Annotated in this window: 14 protein-coding genes; 8 read left to right on the forward strand and 6 right to left on the reverse strand. The window is 70.9% G+C overall.

Translation table 11 applies throughout. From position 1 onward, the window contains the following. The first annotated feature begins 82 nt into the window (after nt 1-82). Nucleotides 83-745 carry a TetR family transcriptional regulator gene (locus ACFYV1_RS31810; protein WP_389399105.1) on the forward strand — a complete coding sequence of 221 codons (663 nt, stop codon included), beginning with the start codon at nt 83-85 and terminating at the stop codon, nt 743-745. Between the two features lie 18 nt (nt 746-763). On the opposite strand, the gene ACFYV1_RS31815 is transcribed toward ACFYV1_RS31810, so the two are convergent. The 3 genes from ACFYV1_RS31815 to ACFYV1_RS31825 form a co-directional block, all read right to left on the reverse strand. Next, nucleotides 764-1,546, reverse strand: coding sequence for an SDR family NAD(P)-dependent oxidoreductase (locus ACFYV1_RS31815; protein ID WP_389399106.1), 783 nt, complete (start codon nt 1,544-1,546; stop codon nt 764-766). Between the two features lie 123 nt (nt 1,547-1,669). Further along, on the reverse strand, nt 1,670-2,395 hold the full coding sequence (locus tag ACFYV1_RS31820; RefSeq protein WP_389399107.1) for an HAD family phosphatase: 726 nt from the start codon (nt 2,393-2,395) through the stop codon (nt 1,670-1,672). Nucleotides 2,396-2,629: 234 nt separating this feature from the next. After that, nucleotides 2,630-3,250, reverse strand: a complete 621-nt coding sequence (locus ACFYV1_RS31825; protein WP_389399131.1) for a ScbR family autoregulator-binding transcription factor — start codon at nt 3,248-3,250, stop codon at nt 2,630-2,632. A gap of 178 nt (nt 3,251-3,428) precedes the next feature. On the opposite strand from ACFYV1_RS31825, the gene ACFYV1_RS31830 reads away from it, so the two are divergent. The 5 genes from ACFYV1_RS31830 to ACFYV1_RS31850 all read left to right on the forward strand — a co-directional run bounded on the left by ACFYV1_RS31830 (nt 3,429) and on the right by ACFYV1_RS31850 (nt 9,001). Continuing rightward, complete coding sequence (locus ACFYV1_RS31830; RefSeq protein WP_389399108.1) at nt 3,429-4,376, forward strand: ScbA/BarX family gamma-butyrolactone biosynthesis protein; 948 nt, start codon at nt 3,429-3,431, stop codon at nt 4,374-4,376. 641 nt (nt 4,377-5,017) lie between these two features. Further along, nucleotides 5,018-6,418 carry a glutathionylspermidine synthase family protein gene (locus ACFYV1_RS31835; RefSeq protein WP_389399109.1) on the forward strand — a complete coding sequence of 467 codons (1,401 nt, stop codon included), beginning with the start codon at nt 5,018-5,020 and terminating at the stop codon, nt 6,416-6,418. After that, a complete protein-coding gene (locus ACFYV1_RS31840; RefSeq protein WP_389399110.1) occupies nt 6,415-7,710 on the forward strand; it encodes an MFS transporter in 1,296 nt (431 codons plus the stop codon). The genes ACFYV1_RS31835 and ACFYV1_RS31840 overlap by 4 nt, the downstream gene beginning before the upstream one ends. 435 nt (nt 7,711-8,145) lie before the next feature. Next, nucleotides 8,146-8,718 (forward strand): RNA polymerase sigma factor, encoded by a 573-nt coding sequence (locus ACFYV1_RS31845; protein WP_389399111.1) that lies wholly within the window; start codon nt 8,146-8,148, stop codon nt 8,716-8,718. Beyond that, nucleotides 8,699-9,001, forward strand: coding sequence for a hypothetical protein (locus tag ACFYV1_RS31850; protein ID WP_389399112.1), 303 nt, complete (start codon nt 8,699-8,701; stop codon nt 8,999-9,001). Before ACFYV1_RS31845 ends, ACFYV1_RS31850 begins: the two co-directional genes overlap by 20 nt. A gap of 212 nt (nt 9,002-9,213) precedes the next feature. On the opposite strand, the gene ACFYV1_RS31855 is transcribed toward ACFYV1_RS31850, so the two are convergent. Both ACFYV1_RS31855 and ACFYV1_RS31860 read right to left on the reverse strand, forming a co-directional pair. After that, nucleotides 9,214-10,164: a hypothetical protein gene (locus ACFYV1_RS31855; protein ID WP_389399113.1), complete on the reverse strand. Its 951-nt coding sequence runs from the start codon at nt 10,162-10,164 to the stop codon at nt 9,214-9,216. After that, a complete protein-coding gene (locus tag ACFYV1_RS31860) occupies nt 10,161-10,736 on the reverse strand; it encodes an RNA polymerase sigma factor (protein WP_389399114.1) in 576 nt (191 codons plus the stop codon). Before ACFYV1_RS31860 ends, ACFYV1_RS31855 begins: the two co-directional genes overlap by 4 nt. A 485-nt stretch (nt 10,737-11,221) precedes the next feature. Here ACFYV1_RS31860 and ACFYV1_RS31865 point away from each other — a divergent pair, with 485 nt between their 5' ends. Next, nucleotides 11,222-11,965: a class I SAM-dependent methyltransferase gene (locus tag ACFYV1_RS31865; RefSeq protein ID WP_389399115.1), complete on the forward strand. Its 744-nt coding sequence runs from the start codon at nt 11,222-11,224 to the stop codon at nt 11,963-11,965. Between the two features lie 347 nt (nt 11,966-12,312). Further along, nucleotides 12,313-13,167, forward strand: a complete 855-nt coding sequence (locus tag ACFYV1_RS31870; RefSeq protein WP_389399116.1) for a DUF4394 domain-containing protein — start codon at nt 12,313-12,315, stop codon at nt 13,165-13,167. Between the two features lie 436 nt (nt 13,168-13,603). On the opposite strand, the gene katG is transcribed toward ACFYV1_RS31870, so the two are convergent. After that, the gene (gene katG, locus ACFYV1_RS31875; RefSeq protein ID WP_389399117.1) at nt 13,604-15,793 is read right to left on the reverse strand and encodes a catalase/peroxidase HPI; all 2,190 of its coding nucleotides are present in this window, start codon (nt 15,791-15,793) and stop codon (nt 13,604-13,606) included. Nucleotides 15,794-16,345 lie beyond the last annotated feature (552 nt).

Here is a 16,345-nt window from a genome sequence, read left to right on the forward strand (position 1 = left end):
CACACGGTCCGCATGCTGGAAGCCGTAGAGCGACGCCCGAGTCCAGGCGCGCTGAAACAGCTCAGTGACGAAAGACCAGAGAATGACGAAGCAGGATAGGGCGCTGAGAACCCGCACGGCCCTCATCCGTGCCGCGGCCACCGAGTTCGAACGCAGCGGCTACGCAGGCGCGTCGATGCACCAGATCACCAGAACCGCGGGGATGTCCACCGGCGCGCTCACCTTCCACTTCGACTCCAAGGGCGACGTCGCCGACGCCGTCGTGGAACGCGCCCGGGGCGTGGTCGGCGCGGTCCTCGACGACGTACGGACACGCACCGAGGACCGCCCCCCGATGGAGCGGCTCGGCGCACTCGTGGTCGCCCTGGCCCGCACCGTCTACGAGGACGTCGAAGTCCGGGGCGCCGCCCGCCTGGAGCAGGAGCGCCCGGACGAAGGACCGACCTGGTCCACCGACTGGTACCCGGCGGTCTGCCACCTCGCGGGCCAGGCCCACAGTGCCGGCGACACGCCCGCCACGGCACGGCCGGGTCTGGTGGCGGCGCTCGCGGCCCTGTTCATCCGCAGCGCCGACACCTACCGCCGGACACAGCACCCCGCGGCGGACGGCTCCCTCGAGGAGTTCGTCCTGCTGTGGGCCATGGCCCAGCGCGGGATCCTGGCCGCCGACCCGGGGCCGTGCGCCCACCCCTCCCGCGCCGCCAGGAACGCCTCCAGTGCCATGCCGGGCGTCGCGAGCCGGTGAACCCGCCGGGTCACAGCACTAGACCGCGGTCAGACCACCCTCCACCGACAGCGCTGAACCGGTGACGAAGGACGCCCGCTCACTGCACAGCCACAGCGCCGCCTGCGCGACCTCGGACGGATCGGCCATGCGCTTCTGGATCTGCCGGGCCACGAACACCTCCTCCAGCGCGGGCGTCTCGCGGATCACATCCTCCATCAGCTCCGTGCGTGTCGAGCCCACCACCAGCGCGTTGACCCGGATGCCGCGCTCGCCGTACTCGGCGGCCGCCGCCTTGGTCAGACCGATCACCGCGTGCTTGGCCGCCACGTAGGGGGCAGCCGCACCCGTGGCCACCTTGCCCGCCGTGCTGGAGGTGTTCACGATCGAGCCGGAGCCCGAGCGCAGCATCACGGGTATCTGATGGCGCAGACAGTTCCACACGCCCCGGACATTGACGTCCATGATCCTCTCGAAGACCGCGTCGTCCGTCTCGTGCAGGTCGGTGCCCGCCACGGCCCAACCGGCGTTGTTGAACGCCCCGTCGAGCCGGCCGAAGGCATCCACCACGCGGCCCACGGCCCGCTCGACGTCCTCGGACGACGTGACGTCGGCGGCCACCGGAAGCGCCCGGCCACCGGCCGCGACGATCTCCTCGGACAGCTCCTTGAGCCGGTCCTCGCGCCGGGCGACCGGCACGACCGTCGCACCCTCCGCCGCGAACAGCCGGGCCGCCGCAGCACCGATGCCGCTCGAAGCACCCGTGATCATGACGACCCTGCCCGCGAGCATCCCCGCCCCCGCGCCTTCACTGACCTGCATGTCCACCGTTTTCCCTTCGTCGAGTGGTCCCACCCTGCGGTGGCGGGAACGGCCGGGGCCGCCCCGTCGCGCGGGCGATCGCCCGCGCCTGGTGCACACGCGCCGCCGGCGCGTGATCCTCCCTCACGCGGAAGCCGCGCCGCTGAACTCCTCCTCGCGCCAGTTCGCCCCCGCGGCCGCCTCCGCGTCGACGGCGCGCAGCAGCGGCTCGTCGACGGCGTGCAGCGAGTCGACGAGGTGACGCACACCGGCCTCGCGCATCAGAGTGCGCTGATGGCTGTGCTCGAACGTGCTCGGATGCCCGATGAAGGCGACATCGAGCGAGCGGGCCGTCTCCGCGACCCGCGCCACGTCGTCGATGAACAGCACCTGGTCGAAACGCAGACCGAACACCTCGGTCGTGATCTCCCGGATACCCGGCCGGAAGTCGTTGGTGCAGACGTACCCGGGGCCGTCGAACAACTGGCGGTGCGCTCCGAGGAACCGGTCGAAGTGCGACTTGTCCAGACCGCCGTAGCAGACGGTGCTCAGACCCAGCCGCCGAAGCCGCCGCAGCAGTTCCACGGCTCCGTCGAGGACATGGACCGGGTTGTCCCGCACGTAGGCCGACCGCTCCTCGAAGTAGGCGCTCAGCGCCTCGGCACCGGTCATCGGGGTCGCCACGGCCTCGGCCATCCGCTCGCCGGCCACCTGCTGGGGCTGGGAGAAGATCCGCCGCTCCAGGTCCGCGCTGTACCGGCCGCCACGGCCGACGACGAACCGGTGGATGACGGGACTGAAGGTGTCGTTGAGCAGGACACCGTCGATGTTGACCGCGGCGAGCCGGAGCTGCCGGAGACGTTCGATCATGAATTCTCCGTGAATTCGGCCGGGCCTGGTACGGCCCGGACGGGTGGAACGCCGCCCCACGGCGGCGTGCTGCTCACGCCGCCGTGCGGCGTGTTCTTCGCGGGCTTCGCGGTTTGACGGGCTTCGCGTCCTGAGCGTCCTGAGCCGCCTGCGCGGCACAGGACGGGGGCGGGACCGCAGGACGCCCCCGCCCCCCGCCCCGGCCTGCCGGACGGTGAACGCCGGGACGGGCCCTCAACGGGCCAGTGCGCCGGCGCGCCGGGTGCTCGCCTTGACGGAATCGAGGGCCGGCGCGGTGGCGATGCCCGGCAGCAGGACCTGCCACATGGAGGCCGTGCGTTTCGGCAGGTCCTTGCGGCCGCTCACGATCCACGAGTACATCTGCATGCCGGTACAGGCCGCCACGACGAAGTCGGCCACGGCGTGCACATCGACGCCGTCGCGCAACTCACCCCTGTCACGCGCCTCCTTGAGGCACTCCTCCATGATCAGCGCCCACTCCTGGTAGGGGGAGGCGTCGTGCACGCCGAAGCTGTTCTGCTCGCTGGTGAGGCGCACACCCGCCCTCAACAGGGGATCCTTCTGCAACTGCCGCGACCACACCAGCGTGATGTCGACCAGCCGCTGCAGGCCCTGCGACCCCACGTGCGGGGTGATCGTGTCCGCCTGGGCGTGCATCACGGCGCGGGCGAGGTCTTCCTTCGAGTCGAAGTGGAAGTACATCGCGCCCTGCGTGAGACCGGACTGTTTCATGATCTTGCTGATGCTGGCCCCGGCGAATCCGAACTCGTCGAACACCTCGGCAGCCGCCCGCATGATGGTCTCGCGCGTCCGCAGCGCCCGCTCCTGCTGCATCCGCTTGTTGGTGTCCCCTGACTGGGCGTTCACTCCGGCACCTCTCGACAAAAAAAACGATCGTCCTTTATCTTACGGTGCACCGCGTTCGCCGCGACAACCCCTGCGGACACATGGCCGTCCACGCGTACACCGCGGACGGCAGCCGTCCGCTTCCGATGCTTGGGAGACGCCTTCGATGTCAGTCCTCACCACGCACCACACCACCGCCACCACGGTTCCCCGGCAGCTCGTGCACAAGGCGGCACAGAGCGAAGTCCTGCTCACCGGCTGGGAGTCCGTGGGCGAGAACACCTTCAGGATCACCGCGCAGTGGCCCAGAACCCACAGCTTCTACGACACCGCCGACGCCCGGCACGACCCACTCCTCATTGCCGAAACGGTTCGCCAGGCCGTCCCGCTCCTGAGCCACCTCGGATACCAGGTCCCCATCGGCCACCGCCAGATCTGGGACCACCTCACCTGGACCGTCAACCCCGACGCACTCCTGACCGAGGCCACCCCGGCAGAGATCGAGATGCGCATCGAGTGCTCCGACGTCGTCCGCCGCGGCACCCGACTCGCCGCGCTGAGCATGTCCGTCGACATCGTCCGCGACGGCATACCCCTGGGCACCGCCTCCACCCGCTTCGCCAACCAGGCACCCGCCGTCTACACCCGCCTGCGCGGCGTCTACGGAGACCTCACCTACGCCCAGTCCCGCGCCGTCGCCCCGCCGCCCCCCGTGACACCGCAGCAGGTGGGCCGCGACCGCTTCCGCGACGTCGTGCTCTCGCCCGGCACCGGGCCGCACCGCTTCCAACTGCGCGCCGACCTCAACCATCCCGCGCTCTTCGACCACCCCGTCGACCACGCCCCCGGCATGCTCATGCTGGAAGCGGCACGCCAGGCCGCCCACGCCGTCGCCCACCCCGAGTTCGCCGTCATCACCGGCATGGGCAGCGTGTTCAGCCGCTACGTCGAATTCGACGCCCCCTGCTGGATCGAGGCCGAAGTCCTGCCCTCCCAGCTGCCCACCCACGTCTCCTCCCGCGTCACGGCGGTCCAGCACGGCCGGACCGTGTTCAGCACCACCGTGACCGCCCTGCGCGGCCCCTCCGCCGCCGCCGCACTCCAGCACTTCTGACGGCGCACACGCACCGACGGCGCCCAGCCGGCGCCCTCAGGTCAACGCGCCGTGCGAGCACGGCCGATCGCCCCGGCACAGGAATCCTTTGTGAACAGGCGTCCCCCGCCGCCTGCCGGGAGAACGACGCGCCACCGCCCCTGACGGACACGCTCGACCGCCTCCCGCATCCCCGCGAAGCGATCGCCGCCGACGGCCCCGGCCACCGGCGCGAGAACCGCCCGGGAGCCGCCGGGCCTACGACCGGAAACCCGTACCGACCGCCGGGAACCGCACGCCAGGGATCCACCCCCGTCCGCGACAGCCATGGACCGCCGCCATGGCCGGCGCGGAACACCCCCGGGGACGCGACCCGGCACCACCGCACCAGGCAGTTCCCGCAGGGCCGGACGACTATCCGACGTCGCCATTGGACGGCCGGGCACGCACACCTAGCGTGCTGTACAAACCCGCCGGGCGTTCACCCCCACCGAACCCGCGCCAGGGCATCGGGCAGCAGATGCCCGACGCCCGGCAGACCCCGACCAGTTGTCGGCACGGACCCCACACGTGCCGCTCGGCACGGACGCACGCAGCGGAAGAAACACACGCGCGCCATCCCCACCCGCGCACCCGACCACCCACGACGCCGGAGCACACCGATGCCGAACCCGACCCTCGCGGCCCGTTCCGCGGACCTCGCGACCGACCTCTACACCAAGGAACTCGCCAGGCCACACAGCAGCCTCGCCGACATCGACCTGAACACCGACCGCTTCCCCTACCTGCAGTCACTCGGCTTCAAATACCTCAACCGCCCCGTCCTGCTGCAGCAAAGACAGGTCGACTCCTTCGGCGACGACCTCCTGCAACTGGCCGGCCTGCTCACCACCATCCACGAGCGGCTCTTCGACGGCGACCTCACCCTGCTGTGCCAGGACCTCGGCATCCCCGAGGCACACGCCCGCCTCATGTGCCGCACCGGAGCCCGGCGTTCCCCCCTCTTCGGCAGGGTCGACACCTACGACGACGGCGAATCCCTGAAAATCCTCGAGTTCAACGCCTCCAGCGACACCGGCGGCCTGCACTGGACCACCTCCGTGTCCGAAGCGCTCCTGGAATTCCCCCAGTTCCGCGCCTACGCCGACACCCACGGCCTGCGCCACATCGACACCCTCGGCCTGCTCGTCGACAACCTGCGCGACGCCGCCGCCCACGTCAGCACCGACCGCGACGACCCCGTGATCGCCATCATCGAAGGCCCCGGAGGACTCGAGGAGTACGGCCACCTCGCCTGGATCCCCCTCAACGAGAAGCTGCGCGAACGCGGACTGGACAGCCACGTCGGCGAGATCACCGACCTGCGCCTCCACCGCGGCAGGATCCACCTCGGCGACAGGCGCGTCGACCTCGTCTACCGCGTCTTCGAAATGGAACAGGTCGTCCACGACCCCGAGGCCCTGTCCCGCACCGAAGACCTCCTGAGCGCCTACGAAGAGGGCCACGTCGCCCTGTGGACCCCGCCGGAGACCGAGGCCTTCCGCAACAAACGCTGCATGACCTACCTCTCCGACCCCCTCATGCGCAGCCACCTGACGCCCGAGGAGGCCCGCATCATCGACCGCCGCCTGCCCTGGACACGGTCCCTGACCGGCCCCGCCTCCCTCACCGAGAGCGAATTCTCCGACCGCCTGCTCGAAGACCGCGAACACCTCATCCTCAAGCCCGACGACGGCTTCGACGGCCGCGGCATCGTCCGCGGATGGGAAACCGACGAGAACACCTGGCGCCAGGCCCTCCAGGAAGCCGCGGACCACGGCCGCGCCGTCGTCCAGAAACGCATCGTCCCCATCACCGAAGAAGCACTCGACCCCCTCACCGGCCACAACGTCGAGTGGCAGACCTGCTGGGGCTTCTACTACTTCCCCACCGGCTTCGGAGGCGGCCGCGGCCGCATGGTCCCCGTCGGCTCCCACTCGGACGTCTACTACAAAGAACCCCTGCTCGCCGGCCTGTTCACCCACCCCGGCCACCCCCAGCCCACCGAGGACCCCCGCCCGTGACCGCGCTCCAGACCAGCCCCGTCACCACACCCGAGAAACTGGGCCGGGACCACACCTTCCAACTCTCCGCCTACACCGTCCAGACACTGGGCGAGGGCGTCATCATCGCCGTCCTGCCCCTCCTGGCCGCGAAACTGACCTCCGACCCCAAACTGATCTCCTGGGTCAGCCTCGCCCACGAACTGCCCTGGCTGCTGCTCGCACTGCCCTGCGGCGTCCTCCTCGACCGCTACGACCGCCGCCGCCTCATGCTCAGGGTGCAAGCGGCCCAAGGCATCCTGCTGTTCGCCTTCGCCGTCGTCGCCTCCATGGGATGGGTCTCCCTGTGGATGGTCTACGCCCTCGCCTTCGCCCTCTGCACAGGAGACATCCTGTTCACCGGCGCCAGCCGGGCCATGATCCCGGGCATCGTCCCCGCCGCCAGACTCGAGACGGCCAACGGCCGCATGGTCACCGCGGAAACCATCGGCAAGCAGTTCGCCGGACCACCACTCGGCGCCGCACTCTTCGCCTTCGTACTGCCCCTGCCGTTCTGGCTGAACGCCGTGACCTACCTCGCCTCCCTCCTCCTGCTCTGCCGCATCAACGGCGCCGGCGGGCGCTTCGAACCCGCCAGGCGCCCCGCGACACCGCAGCAGACCACCCGGCGCACACCCCTGCTCGCCGAGGCCACCGAGGGCCTGCGCTGGCTGCTGCGCCACAACGTCCTGCGCATCACGATGCTCATGGCGGCCGTCTGCAACTTCACCGCCTTCATGGCCCTGTCGATCCAGGTCCTGTTCGCCAAGGAGGTCCTGGGCATCGGCGACAGCGGCTACGGCCTCCTGCTCGCCGCCATGGCCGTCGGCGGCGTGCTCGGCGCCATGGTCAGCCAGCGCGTCGTCACCCGCCTCGGCACCCGCAAGGTCGCGATCACCGTCCCCGTCGCCAGCGCCTCGAGCCTGCTGGCCATCGGACTGTTCGGCAGGCAACCGGCCGTCGTCGTCGTCCTGTTCGCCGTCTGGTCGGCCGGCCTCGCGATCTGGAACGTCATGTCCCAGTCCCTCAGCCAGCGCCTGACCCCCGACGACCTCCGCGGCCGGGCCGGCGCGGGCAGCCGCATGGTCGCCTTCGGCTCCCTGCCCCTGGGCGCCCTGGCCGGCGGCTTCGCCGCCGACAGCTACGGACTCGCCGCCCCCTGGATCATCGGCGGGGCCATCCACCTGGCGGTCGCCCTGCTCGTGATCCCCGTGGTCCTGCGCTGGCCCGCCGCACAGATCACGCCCGCACCGGCCGCAGCGGACACACCGTAGACGGGCGCCGCCCGTGCGCACGGACGAGGAGCCGCAGCGACAGCGGCTCCTCGTCACCGCCGCACCCCCGGCGAACCCGGCCCGGAACCACCGAACGGCCCGTACGCCCACGGCCGGCCGCGGACACCACCAGCCCGGCCCACCAGGCAGAGAGCCGGGGCCACCCCGCGTACCGCGAGGGCGCGTTCACACACCCCGCTGCCGTCCGACGCACACGCACACCGCGCAGCCGCCGCACCCCTCCGCGGCACACGGACGCCACCCCCCAAGCCGCCCGCTGAATCCTTTTACGGAGCCGGCGCCTCTTACAACTGTGCCGACGCCCGTCGGGACAGAACCTGGGAGCCGCCGTGATCATCGCAACCGCCGTCACCGCCGCACTGGTGCTGCTGTGCACCTGCACCTTCGCCGTCCTGCGCAAGCGAGGCCGCGCGCGTGACTGAGTCGCACTGGCCCGACGAACAACTGGTCACCGCCGCACAGCGCGGGGACATCACATCCCTCGCCGCGCTGATAGCCGGCTCGCACGCGAACGTGCGGCGATTCGCCCGCTCCCTGTGCGCCACGCCCGAGGACGCCGAGGACGCGGCACAGGAGGCGCTGATCATCCTGTACCGCAAGATCGGAATGCTGCGCGCCGCCGGCGCCCTCGGCGGCTGGATGTTCCGCATCGTGCGCAACGAGTGCCTGCGGCGCGCGCGGACACTGACACGGGACCACATGCCGCCCCAGGACTCCACCGTGCCCTCGGCGGAGCACGAGGCACTGCGGCGACTGGAGGCGGGCCGCGTGGCAGCGGCCATCGCCGCTCTGCCCGCGGACCAGCGCCACGTACTCGTCCTGCGGGACATCCAGGGCCGCAGCGGCCGGGAGACCGCAGACGCCCTGGGAATCGGAACAGCGGCGATGAAGTCGCGCCTGCACCGCGCGCGGACAGCGGTACGACACGCACTGAGCGCCGCGCCCGACCCGACACACGGAGAAGACCATGACGGCGACGAAAGCTGACCCCCCCGACTTCGCAAGCCCCACCCTCCTGCGGCACCTCGCCCGGGGCGCGGTGGGCTTCGGCGCGCTGACCGGCTCCTTCGCTCTCATACCGGCGTTCGGAGCACCGAGCCTGCTGCTCCTGCCGCTCGGCGTCCTCGCCCTGCGCGGGTGTCCCGTGTGCTGGTCCATCGGACTGGCGCAGACCCTCTCCAGGGGCCGGCTGCAGCGCTCCTGCGAGGACGGCCGGTGCGAACTGACCGTCGCGGGCCGCCAGGAGCACTCCCGCCGAGACACCCCGTGAAGCACGGAGCACAACGCCCGGGGCGTGCGGGCGGCCCCGCGGCCCGCGTCCCGCCTGACCTGGAACGGCGGGGCGCACCCATGGGCGCACTGCCCACGGCCGCCGGCCGCCGGCCGCGGCGGCGCCTTCCCGAAGCGGCCCCAAGGCCTCCACGGTCCTGCGCGTCGCGTCCTGCGCGTACCCGCGTCCCGCTCACCGCCGGACAAGCCCGGTCAGATGTCCGCCGGCACGGTGCTGTCGTGGGGCTCCGCACCGACGATGAGCTCCCCCTGCCCCGCCCCGGACGCCAGCGACGCCTTCCAGATCCGTTCCTCCCACTCCGGCGGCCACCTGGTGGACGCGTCCCACCGGATGCCCTCGAGACCGACACCGTTCAATGCGACACAGCGCAGATCCGCCCCGCGGAAATCTCTGCTGGCCTCCTCGACCGCGGCGACAGCCTCGGACAGGGCCACGGCTTCCCGATGGGCCAGATCGAGATCGTCCGCCAGATCCTGCGACACCTCGAGCATGCCCAGCCAGGACACCCCGGGCGCACCGACGTAGGGGAGCAGCTCACTGTCAAGCAGCTGCTTGGAACTACGGGCCTGCGCCACCAGCCGAGTCGCACAGCTCGACAGGTGGTCCTCCACCTCGTCCAGATAGTCGTAACCGCCCAGCGCCGACGGCAGCTGCGCGGACCGAGGCAGGGCGAGCACGCGGCCCACCTCGCGGCTCAGCCGCAAAAGCCTGTCGCACACGCCGTCCGCCAGCACCTCCTCCTCGAGGCCGATGATGAGTTCCCGCACGGTCTCGACCGCACCCCCCGTCACCTGAACCGCGTCCAGCGGCCAGTACCGCCGAGCGCAACCCATCGCCTGCTCCCGGTACTTGAGCCGGACCGGCGCCGACCGCCGCATCAGCAGCCCCTCGGCCCGCGCGGCCCCACCCCCCACCGCCCGTCCGGCCAGGCCCCTCCCGTACCGGCGGGCCACACGCCCCGCCACCGCATCTCCCGTGCGGCGGTGCGCCGTCGCCAGCAGACGGCCCAGCACCTGATCGGGATCGCGCAGTTCCGGTGGCCCGCCGCCGCCCATCAGACCGTCGTAGACGGCGATCCCCAACTGCTCGTGCGCACGATCCAGCAGATCCTCGAGACGGCCGGCCGGCCGATCGCTGCTCATCGCTCCTCCTCCACGTACCTGTCGCCCGACCCCTCGAGCCCCAGCTGAGCCTTGAGCGTCGCCCGCGCCCGGGACAGGTTCTGACGAGCGGCCTCCGCCGTGATCCCCATCGCCTCGGCACTCTCCTGCGCCGTGAACTCGTCCAGCGTCCAGGCCATCACGGCCCGCTGCTTGGCCGGTAACAGCAGCAACAGCTCGATCACACGCCGCTCTTCGGCCCCGAGCTCCGCGGCGTGTGCGGGGGACTGCCAATGCGCCGTCGGCGCGTCCGGGATCTCCGCGCACGGCTCCTCGCACACCTGCTGCCGCAACCAGGAACGCCACGCCACCGTACGCAGCCAGGCCTTGGGACAGCGGATGCTCGCCCCCGGCCGGCACATCTGCGTGAACGCGTCCTGCGCCGCGTCCTGGGCCTCGTTCCACGCGGCGCCGTGCAGCAGCAGGAAACGCACCAGGCCCGGATACTCGACATGATGCAGTTCCTCGGCCAGGTCCCGGCCCTGCGGGCCTGCGGGGTGCCGCTGTTGCAGTGGGTCGCTGACCCGGAGCTCAGCGCTCGCCGCGTCCTCCATGACGGCTCACCCCGGTTCCCGCCCGGCAGACGTTTCCGCACCCCGCGGAACGTGACAGCAGGCCGCTGTGGGCCTGCTCGGAGAGCAGACGGGACACATGGCGCCCCACCTCGTGCTCCAGCCGCTTCCGAGCGAACCGCAGGGCGCTGCTGACAGCCCCCACGCATACGATCGCCACGCTCGCGATCACCACCGGATCCACCGTTCGTCCTCCTGTCTGCTCATGCCTGGCGATGCGTCGAACCCGACATCGCCTTCCTTAGTGCGGCCGGGTGCGAAGAACGTGACATGCCGCCCGCCCGGTCCGACGCCCCCGACGATCACTGAGCCGATTTGCCACGGGACGACGTCCCGATCTTTGTGGCTTCCGCCAGTGAGGCGGTGTGCCGGGGCCGCGCAAGACTGCCCGCCACAGGCCACGACGTGTCCCGGCGACGGGCCCCCCGGGGCCAGGGACACGACCGAGCACAGGGGAGGACGGCACGATGAGCGTGCAGCAGTACGACGGGATCGGCGAGACGTTCGAGGGCTTCAAGTCCCTGCCGCTGATGCGCTACGGGGAGGTTCCGAGCTTCCTGCGCATGGTGGGGGACGTGCGCGGCAGGTCGGTCCTCGACCTGGCCTGCGGCACCGGCTTCTACAGCAGGCAGTTCAAGCGGCGCGGCGCCACGGACGTCCTCGGTGTCGACATCTCCGTGGAGATGATCGCTGCCGCGCGGGGGATCGAGCAGCGTGACCCGCTGGGTGTGCACTACGAGGTCGGTGACGTGGCCGGACTGCGGCCCGTGGAGCGGCGCTTCGACATCGCGTTGGGGGTGCAGTGCCTCAACTACGCCGAGGACATCGCCGAGATGGAGCGGATGTGCCGCAACATCCACCGGAGCCTGGTGCCGGGCGGTGAGTTCTTCGTCCTCGCCCAGAAGCCCGACTACCGGTTCGACTGCGCGTCCCTGGACCGGTACGGGTTTCGCTGCGAACCGACCGGCGAGGAGAGCGAGACGGGTCCGCGGGTGCGGGTCACGGCTCTCCTCGAGCCGCGGCCGATCAGCATCGTCGCCGCGGCCCCGCGCCGCGAGGTCTACGAGAAGTGCCTGCGGGCGGCCGGATTCGGCGAGCCGGTCTGGGTCCCGCTGGAGGTGTCCGACGCCGGCCTGCGCAGGTTCGGCGCCGACTTCTGGGCGGACCTGCTCGCCTGCCCCCCGCTGGAGATGCTGCGCTGCCGCGCCTGACGGCCGGCCGATCACCCGCCCCCTCCACCCCGAGGGGGCGTCCCAGCGGCCGACGGCGGAGGCGGCCCCATGCCGTCACCCCACGGGCGTGAGGACTCATCGGCATCCGCATCCCGCCCGCCGCAGCCGGCAGCACCCCGCTCGAAGCGCACCCCGGGACGGCAGAGCCCGACCGACACGCCGATCACCGCGCACACAACACTCCGGCGGAGCACACCGGGATCCGTATCCCTGGGCCAGGCGGGTGGCATCCGCGGCCGGCTCCCATCCGCGGCAGCAAGGGCGCCGAATCCCGCTCAGAGCCTCCGGCCCCCTCTGGTCCGGGGCACCCGACCCGGGAGTGAAAATTGCGTAACCGAACCGCCGCGACCGCCGGCGTCGTTCTCGCCGCCCTGTGCGCCGCCCCCGCACTCGCGGCCGCTCACACGACGGCTTCGACCCCGCACCGGGGCCTGACCGCCGTCGGCCTGACCGCCGATCAGCGTCTGGTCGAGTTCGACGTCCACCAGCCGGAAAGGGCCCGGGCGCTGGGCAGGGTCTTCGGACTGGCAGGGGACACCGAGCTCGTGGGCATCGACTTCCGCGTCCAGGACGAGAAACTGTACGGCGTCGGCGACAAGGGCGGCATCTACACCCTGAACACGACCGACGCGAGAGCGACGAAGGTCTCCCGGCTGACCGTCGCACTGGCCGGCACCACGTTCGGTGTGGACTTCAACCCGGCCGCGAACCGGCTGCGGGTCGTCTCCGACACCGGGCAGAACCTGCGGCACAACATCGACGACGCCGCCGCACCGCGAACGACCACCGTCGACGGCACACTCACCAACCCGACCACCCCGCCGTCCACCGCGAGGGGCGTCACCGGCGCCGCCTACACCAACAACGACCTCGACGCCGCGACCGCGACGACCCTGTTCGACCTCGACACGACGGCCGACCGGATCTCCCTGCAGTCCCCGGCCAACGCCGGCACCCTCGCCCCCACCGGGAACCTCGGCGTCGACGCGTCCTTGGACGCCGGCTTCGACATCCACCACAACACGGCCACCGGCACCAACCACGGCTTCGCCACCATCGGCCACGCCGGCGCCCACCGGCTGTACGCGATCGACGTGCTCAACGGCAGGGCCACCGACAAGGGAGCCTTCCCGAACAGGTTCAAGGTCACCGACCTGGCACTGCCCATCGACCAGACGTAGCGCATCCCGGCGACGCGGAACGGCCCTGGGACCCGCTCCCGCAGGCCGTTCCGCCTCGCCCACCCGGCACCATCTCCCGGCGGACGCTGAACGCCGCCGGTCAGCCGTCCCCGTGCCGTCGTCGTCCGCCGACCGCCTGCGCACCGAATCGGGCCCGCCCAGCAGCAGGTCGAACACGGCGTCGCCGGCCTCGGCGCCCCCGGGGCCACACGCAGCAGGTGACGTACCAGCCCGCCGGGAACGTCCGGCCCTCCCACGGGCCGAGACCGGCCTCCGTCCCGGCCCCGCCCCGGCCCTGACCGGGTTCTGCGCCCGGTGGATCCGCCGGGTGACCCGACCCACGCCGGCGCCACGGGAGCAACCGTCAGGGGCAGCCGGGAACCAGCTGCCCCTGACGGCGTCCACAGAGCCCCGGCTCCGCCAGGGTCCCCGGGGCTCAGACGAGGTCGAACCGGTCGAGGTTCATCACCTTGTCCCACGCCGCCACGAAGTCACGCACGAACTTCCCGCCCGCGTCCCGGGACGCGTAGACCTCCGAGAGGGCACGGAGCTGGGAGTGCGCACCGAAGACGAGATCGACGGCGGTCGCCGTCCACCTGACCTCGCCGGTGGCACGGTCCCGGCCCTCGAACACGTTCTCCGCCGAGGCCGACGCCTTCCACTGCGTGCCCATGTCGAGCAGGTTGACGAAGAAGTCGTTGGTCAACGTCTCCGGCCGGTGGGTCAGCACGCCGTGCGGGGATCCCCTGAAGCCGGTGTTCAGCGCCCGCATGCCGCCGACCAGCACCGTCATCTCGGGAGCGGTCAGTGTCAGCAGGTTGGCGCGGTCCAGCAGGAGGGTCTCCGGCGACAACTTCTCTCCCGCCCGGAGGTAGTTGCGGAACGCGTCCGCCGGGGGCTCGAGAACGGCGAACGACTCCGTGTCGGTCTGCTCCTGCGAGGCGTCCGTGCGCCCCGGTGCGAACGGGACGGTGATGTCGTACCCGGCGTTCCCCGCCGCCCGCTCCACGGCCGCGCACCCGCCCAGGACGATCAGGTCGGCGAGCGAAACCTTCGTCCCACCGGCCTGCGAGGCGTTGAAGTCCTGCTGGATCTGCTCGAGGGTGCGTACCACCTCCGCCACCTCGGGCAGGTCGTTGACCTCCCAGTCCTTCTGCGGCGCGAGCCGGATCCGCGCCCCGTTGGCGCCACCGCGCTTGTCGGTGCCACGGAAGCTGGCCGCCGACGCCCAGGCGGTCGCGACCAGTTGGGACACGGAAAGTCCCGAGGCGAGGATCCTGCCCTTGAGAGCGGCGACGTCCCCGTCGGCGACCAGCTCGTGATCCACCGAGGGGACGGGGTCCTGCCACAGCTGCGGCTCGGCGATCCACGGGCCGAGGTAACGCGAGAGGGGCCCCATGTCGCGGTGCAGCAGCTTGTACCACGCCTTGGCGAACGCCACCGCGAGCCTGTCCGGGTTCTCGTGGAAGCTCTTCACGATCGGCCCGTAGACCGGGTCCAGCTTCAGCGCGAGGTCCGTCGTCAGCATCATGGGAGCGTGCCTCTTCGACGGATCATGGGCATCCGGCACCGTGCCGCGCGCCGCAGGATCCCTGGGAGTCCACTGCTTCGCACCGGCGGGGCTCGTCGTCAACTCCCACTCGTACCCGAACAGATTCTCCAGGTAGCCGTTGTCCCACCTCGTCGGCTCGGACGTCCACGCCCCCTCGAGCCCGCTGGTGAGCGTGTCGGCGCCCTTGCCGCTGCCGTACGTGTTCCGCCAGCCGAGGCCCTGCTGCTCGACCGGACCCGCCTCGGGCTCCGGACCGATGTACGAGGGGTCCACCGCACCATGACACTTGCCGAACGTGTGGCCGCCGACAATGAGCGCAGCTGTCTCCTCGTCGTTCATCGCCATACGCCCGAACGTCTCGCGAATGTCCCGGGCGGCAGCCAACGGATCCGGATTGCCGTTGGGCCCCTCCGGGTTGACGTAGATCAGCCCCATCTGAACGGCGCCGAAAGGACCGGAAAGCGCCCTGTCGCCGCTGTAGCGCTCATCCCCGAGCCACGTGTCCTCGGGCCCCCAGAAGATTTCCTCCGGCTCCCAGATGTCCTCCCGCCCGAAACCGAAGCCGAACGTCTTGAACCCCATCGATTCCATGGCACAGTTTCCGGCGAAAACCAGAAGGTCGGCCCACGAGACCTTCCGGCCGTACTTCTGCTTGACCGGCCAGAGCAAACGGCGCGCCTTGTCGAGGCTCGCATTGTCCGGCCAGCTGTTGAGGGGGGCGAAACGCTGCGCGCCGGACCCGCCGCCACCCCGGCCGTCGGCGATGCGGTACGTTCCCGCGGCGTGCCAGCTCATCCGGATGAAGAGCGGCCCGTAATGGCCGTAGTCGGCAGGCCACCAGTCCTGCGACGTCGTCATCACCTCGAAGACGTCCCGCTTCAGCGCGTCGACGTCGAGGTCCGCGAACTCCGCCGCGTAGTCGAATTCCTCACCCATCGGATTGGACCGGGGCGAGTGCTGGTGGAGAACCTGCAGGTCCAGCTGATTCGGCCACCAGTCCCGGTTCGTCCTCGGCCGGGTCGGCGCGGGGGCCGGGGAGGGGATTGCCGGGTTCTCGCTCTCGCTGCCGGACACGTCCGTCCTTCTTCCTGTCTCGGTTCTTCCCGCCCGCCATGGAGACCGCCGGCCGGAAACGCTGTGTAGGCGTCCGTATGGTCGCGCACCGCGCACCGCACCGTCACGAGAACACGCAGAGCACCGTTCCCATTCAGCGAGCAGGAATGGATTTCGGACCCATTCCTGTGCGGAACACCCCCGAACAGCTGGGGTGTCCTGGTCGCCCGCGCTCACGCCGCGCCCGGTGACACATGACAAACACTCGCGTCCACAAACCCGTTCGGCCCCGAACACAACGCTCGACACCGCTCTCCCGGCCGCGAGGAAACGAGAAAAGAGAGAATTCATCCGAACATCAGGAACACCCACTGACACAAAAACCGGAAATCACACACCTGCCGCTGCGCCGGACCGGACGGGGGATCCCCTGAAAACATCCCCCCGGGGAACAGACCCCCCGATCCGCTCCGGCGGAACCCGGACATCTGCCGGTAAACTCCATGCGCCCCCGAGCCCGAACAGGTGAACCGACATGAGCGACCTGCTGGAACGCCTGCGAGGCTGGCGGGT

This window comes from Streptomyces sp. NPDC003023, from assembly GCF_042888225.1.
Classification (GTDB): Bacteria; Actinomycetota; Actinomycetes; order Streptomycetales; family Streptomycetaceae; genus Streptomyces.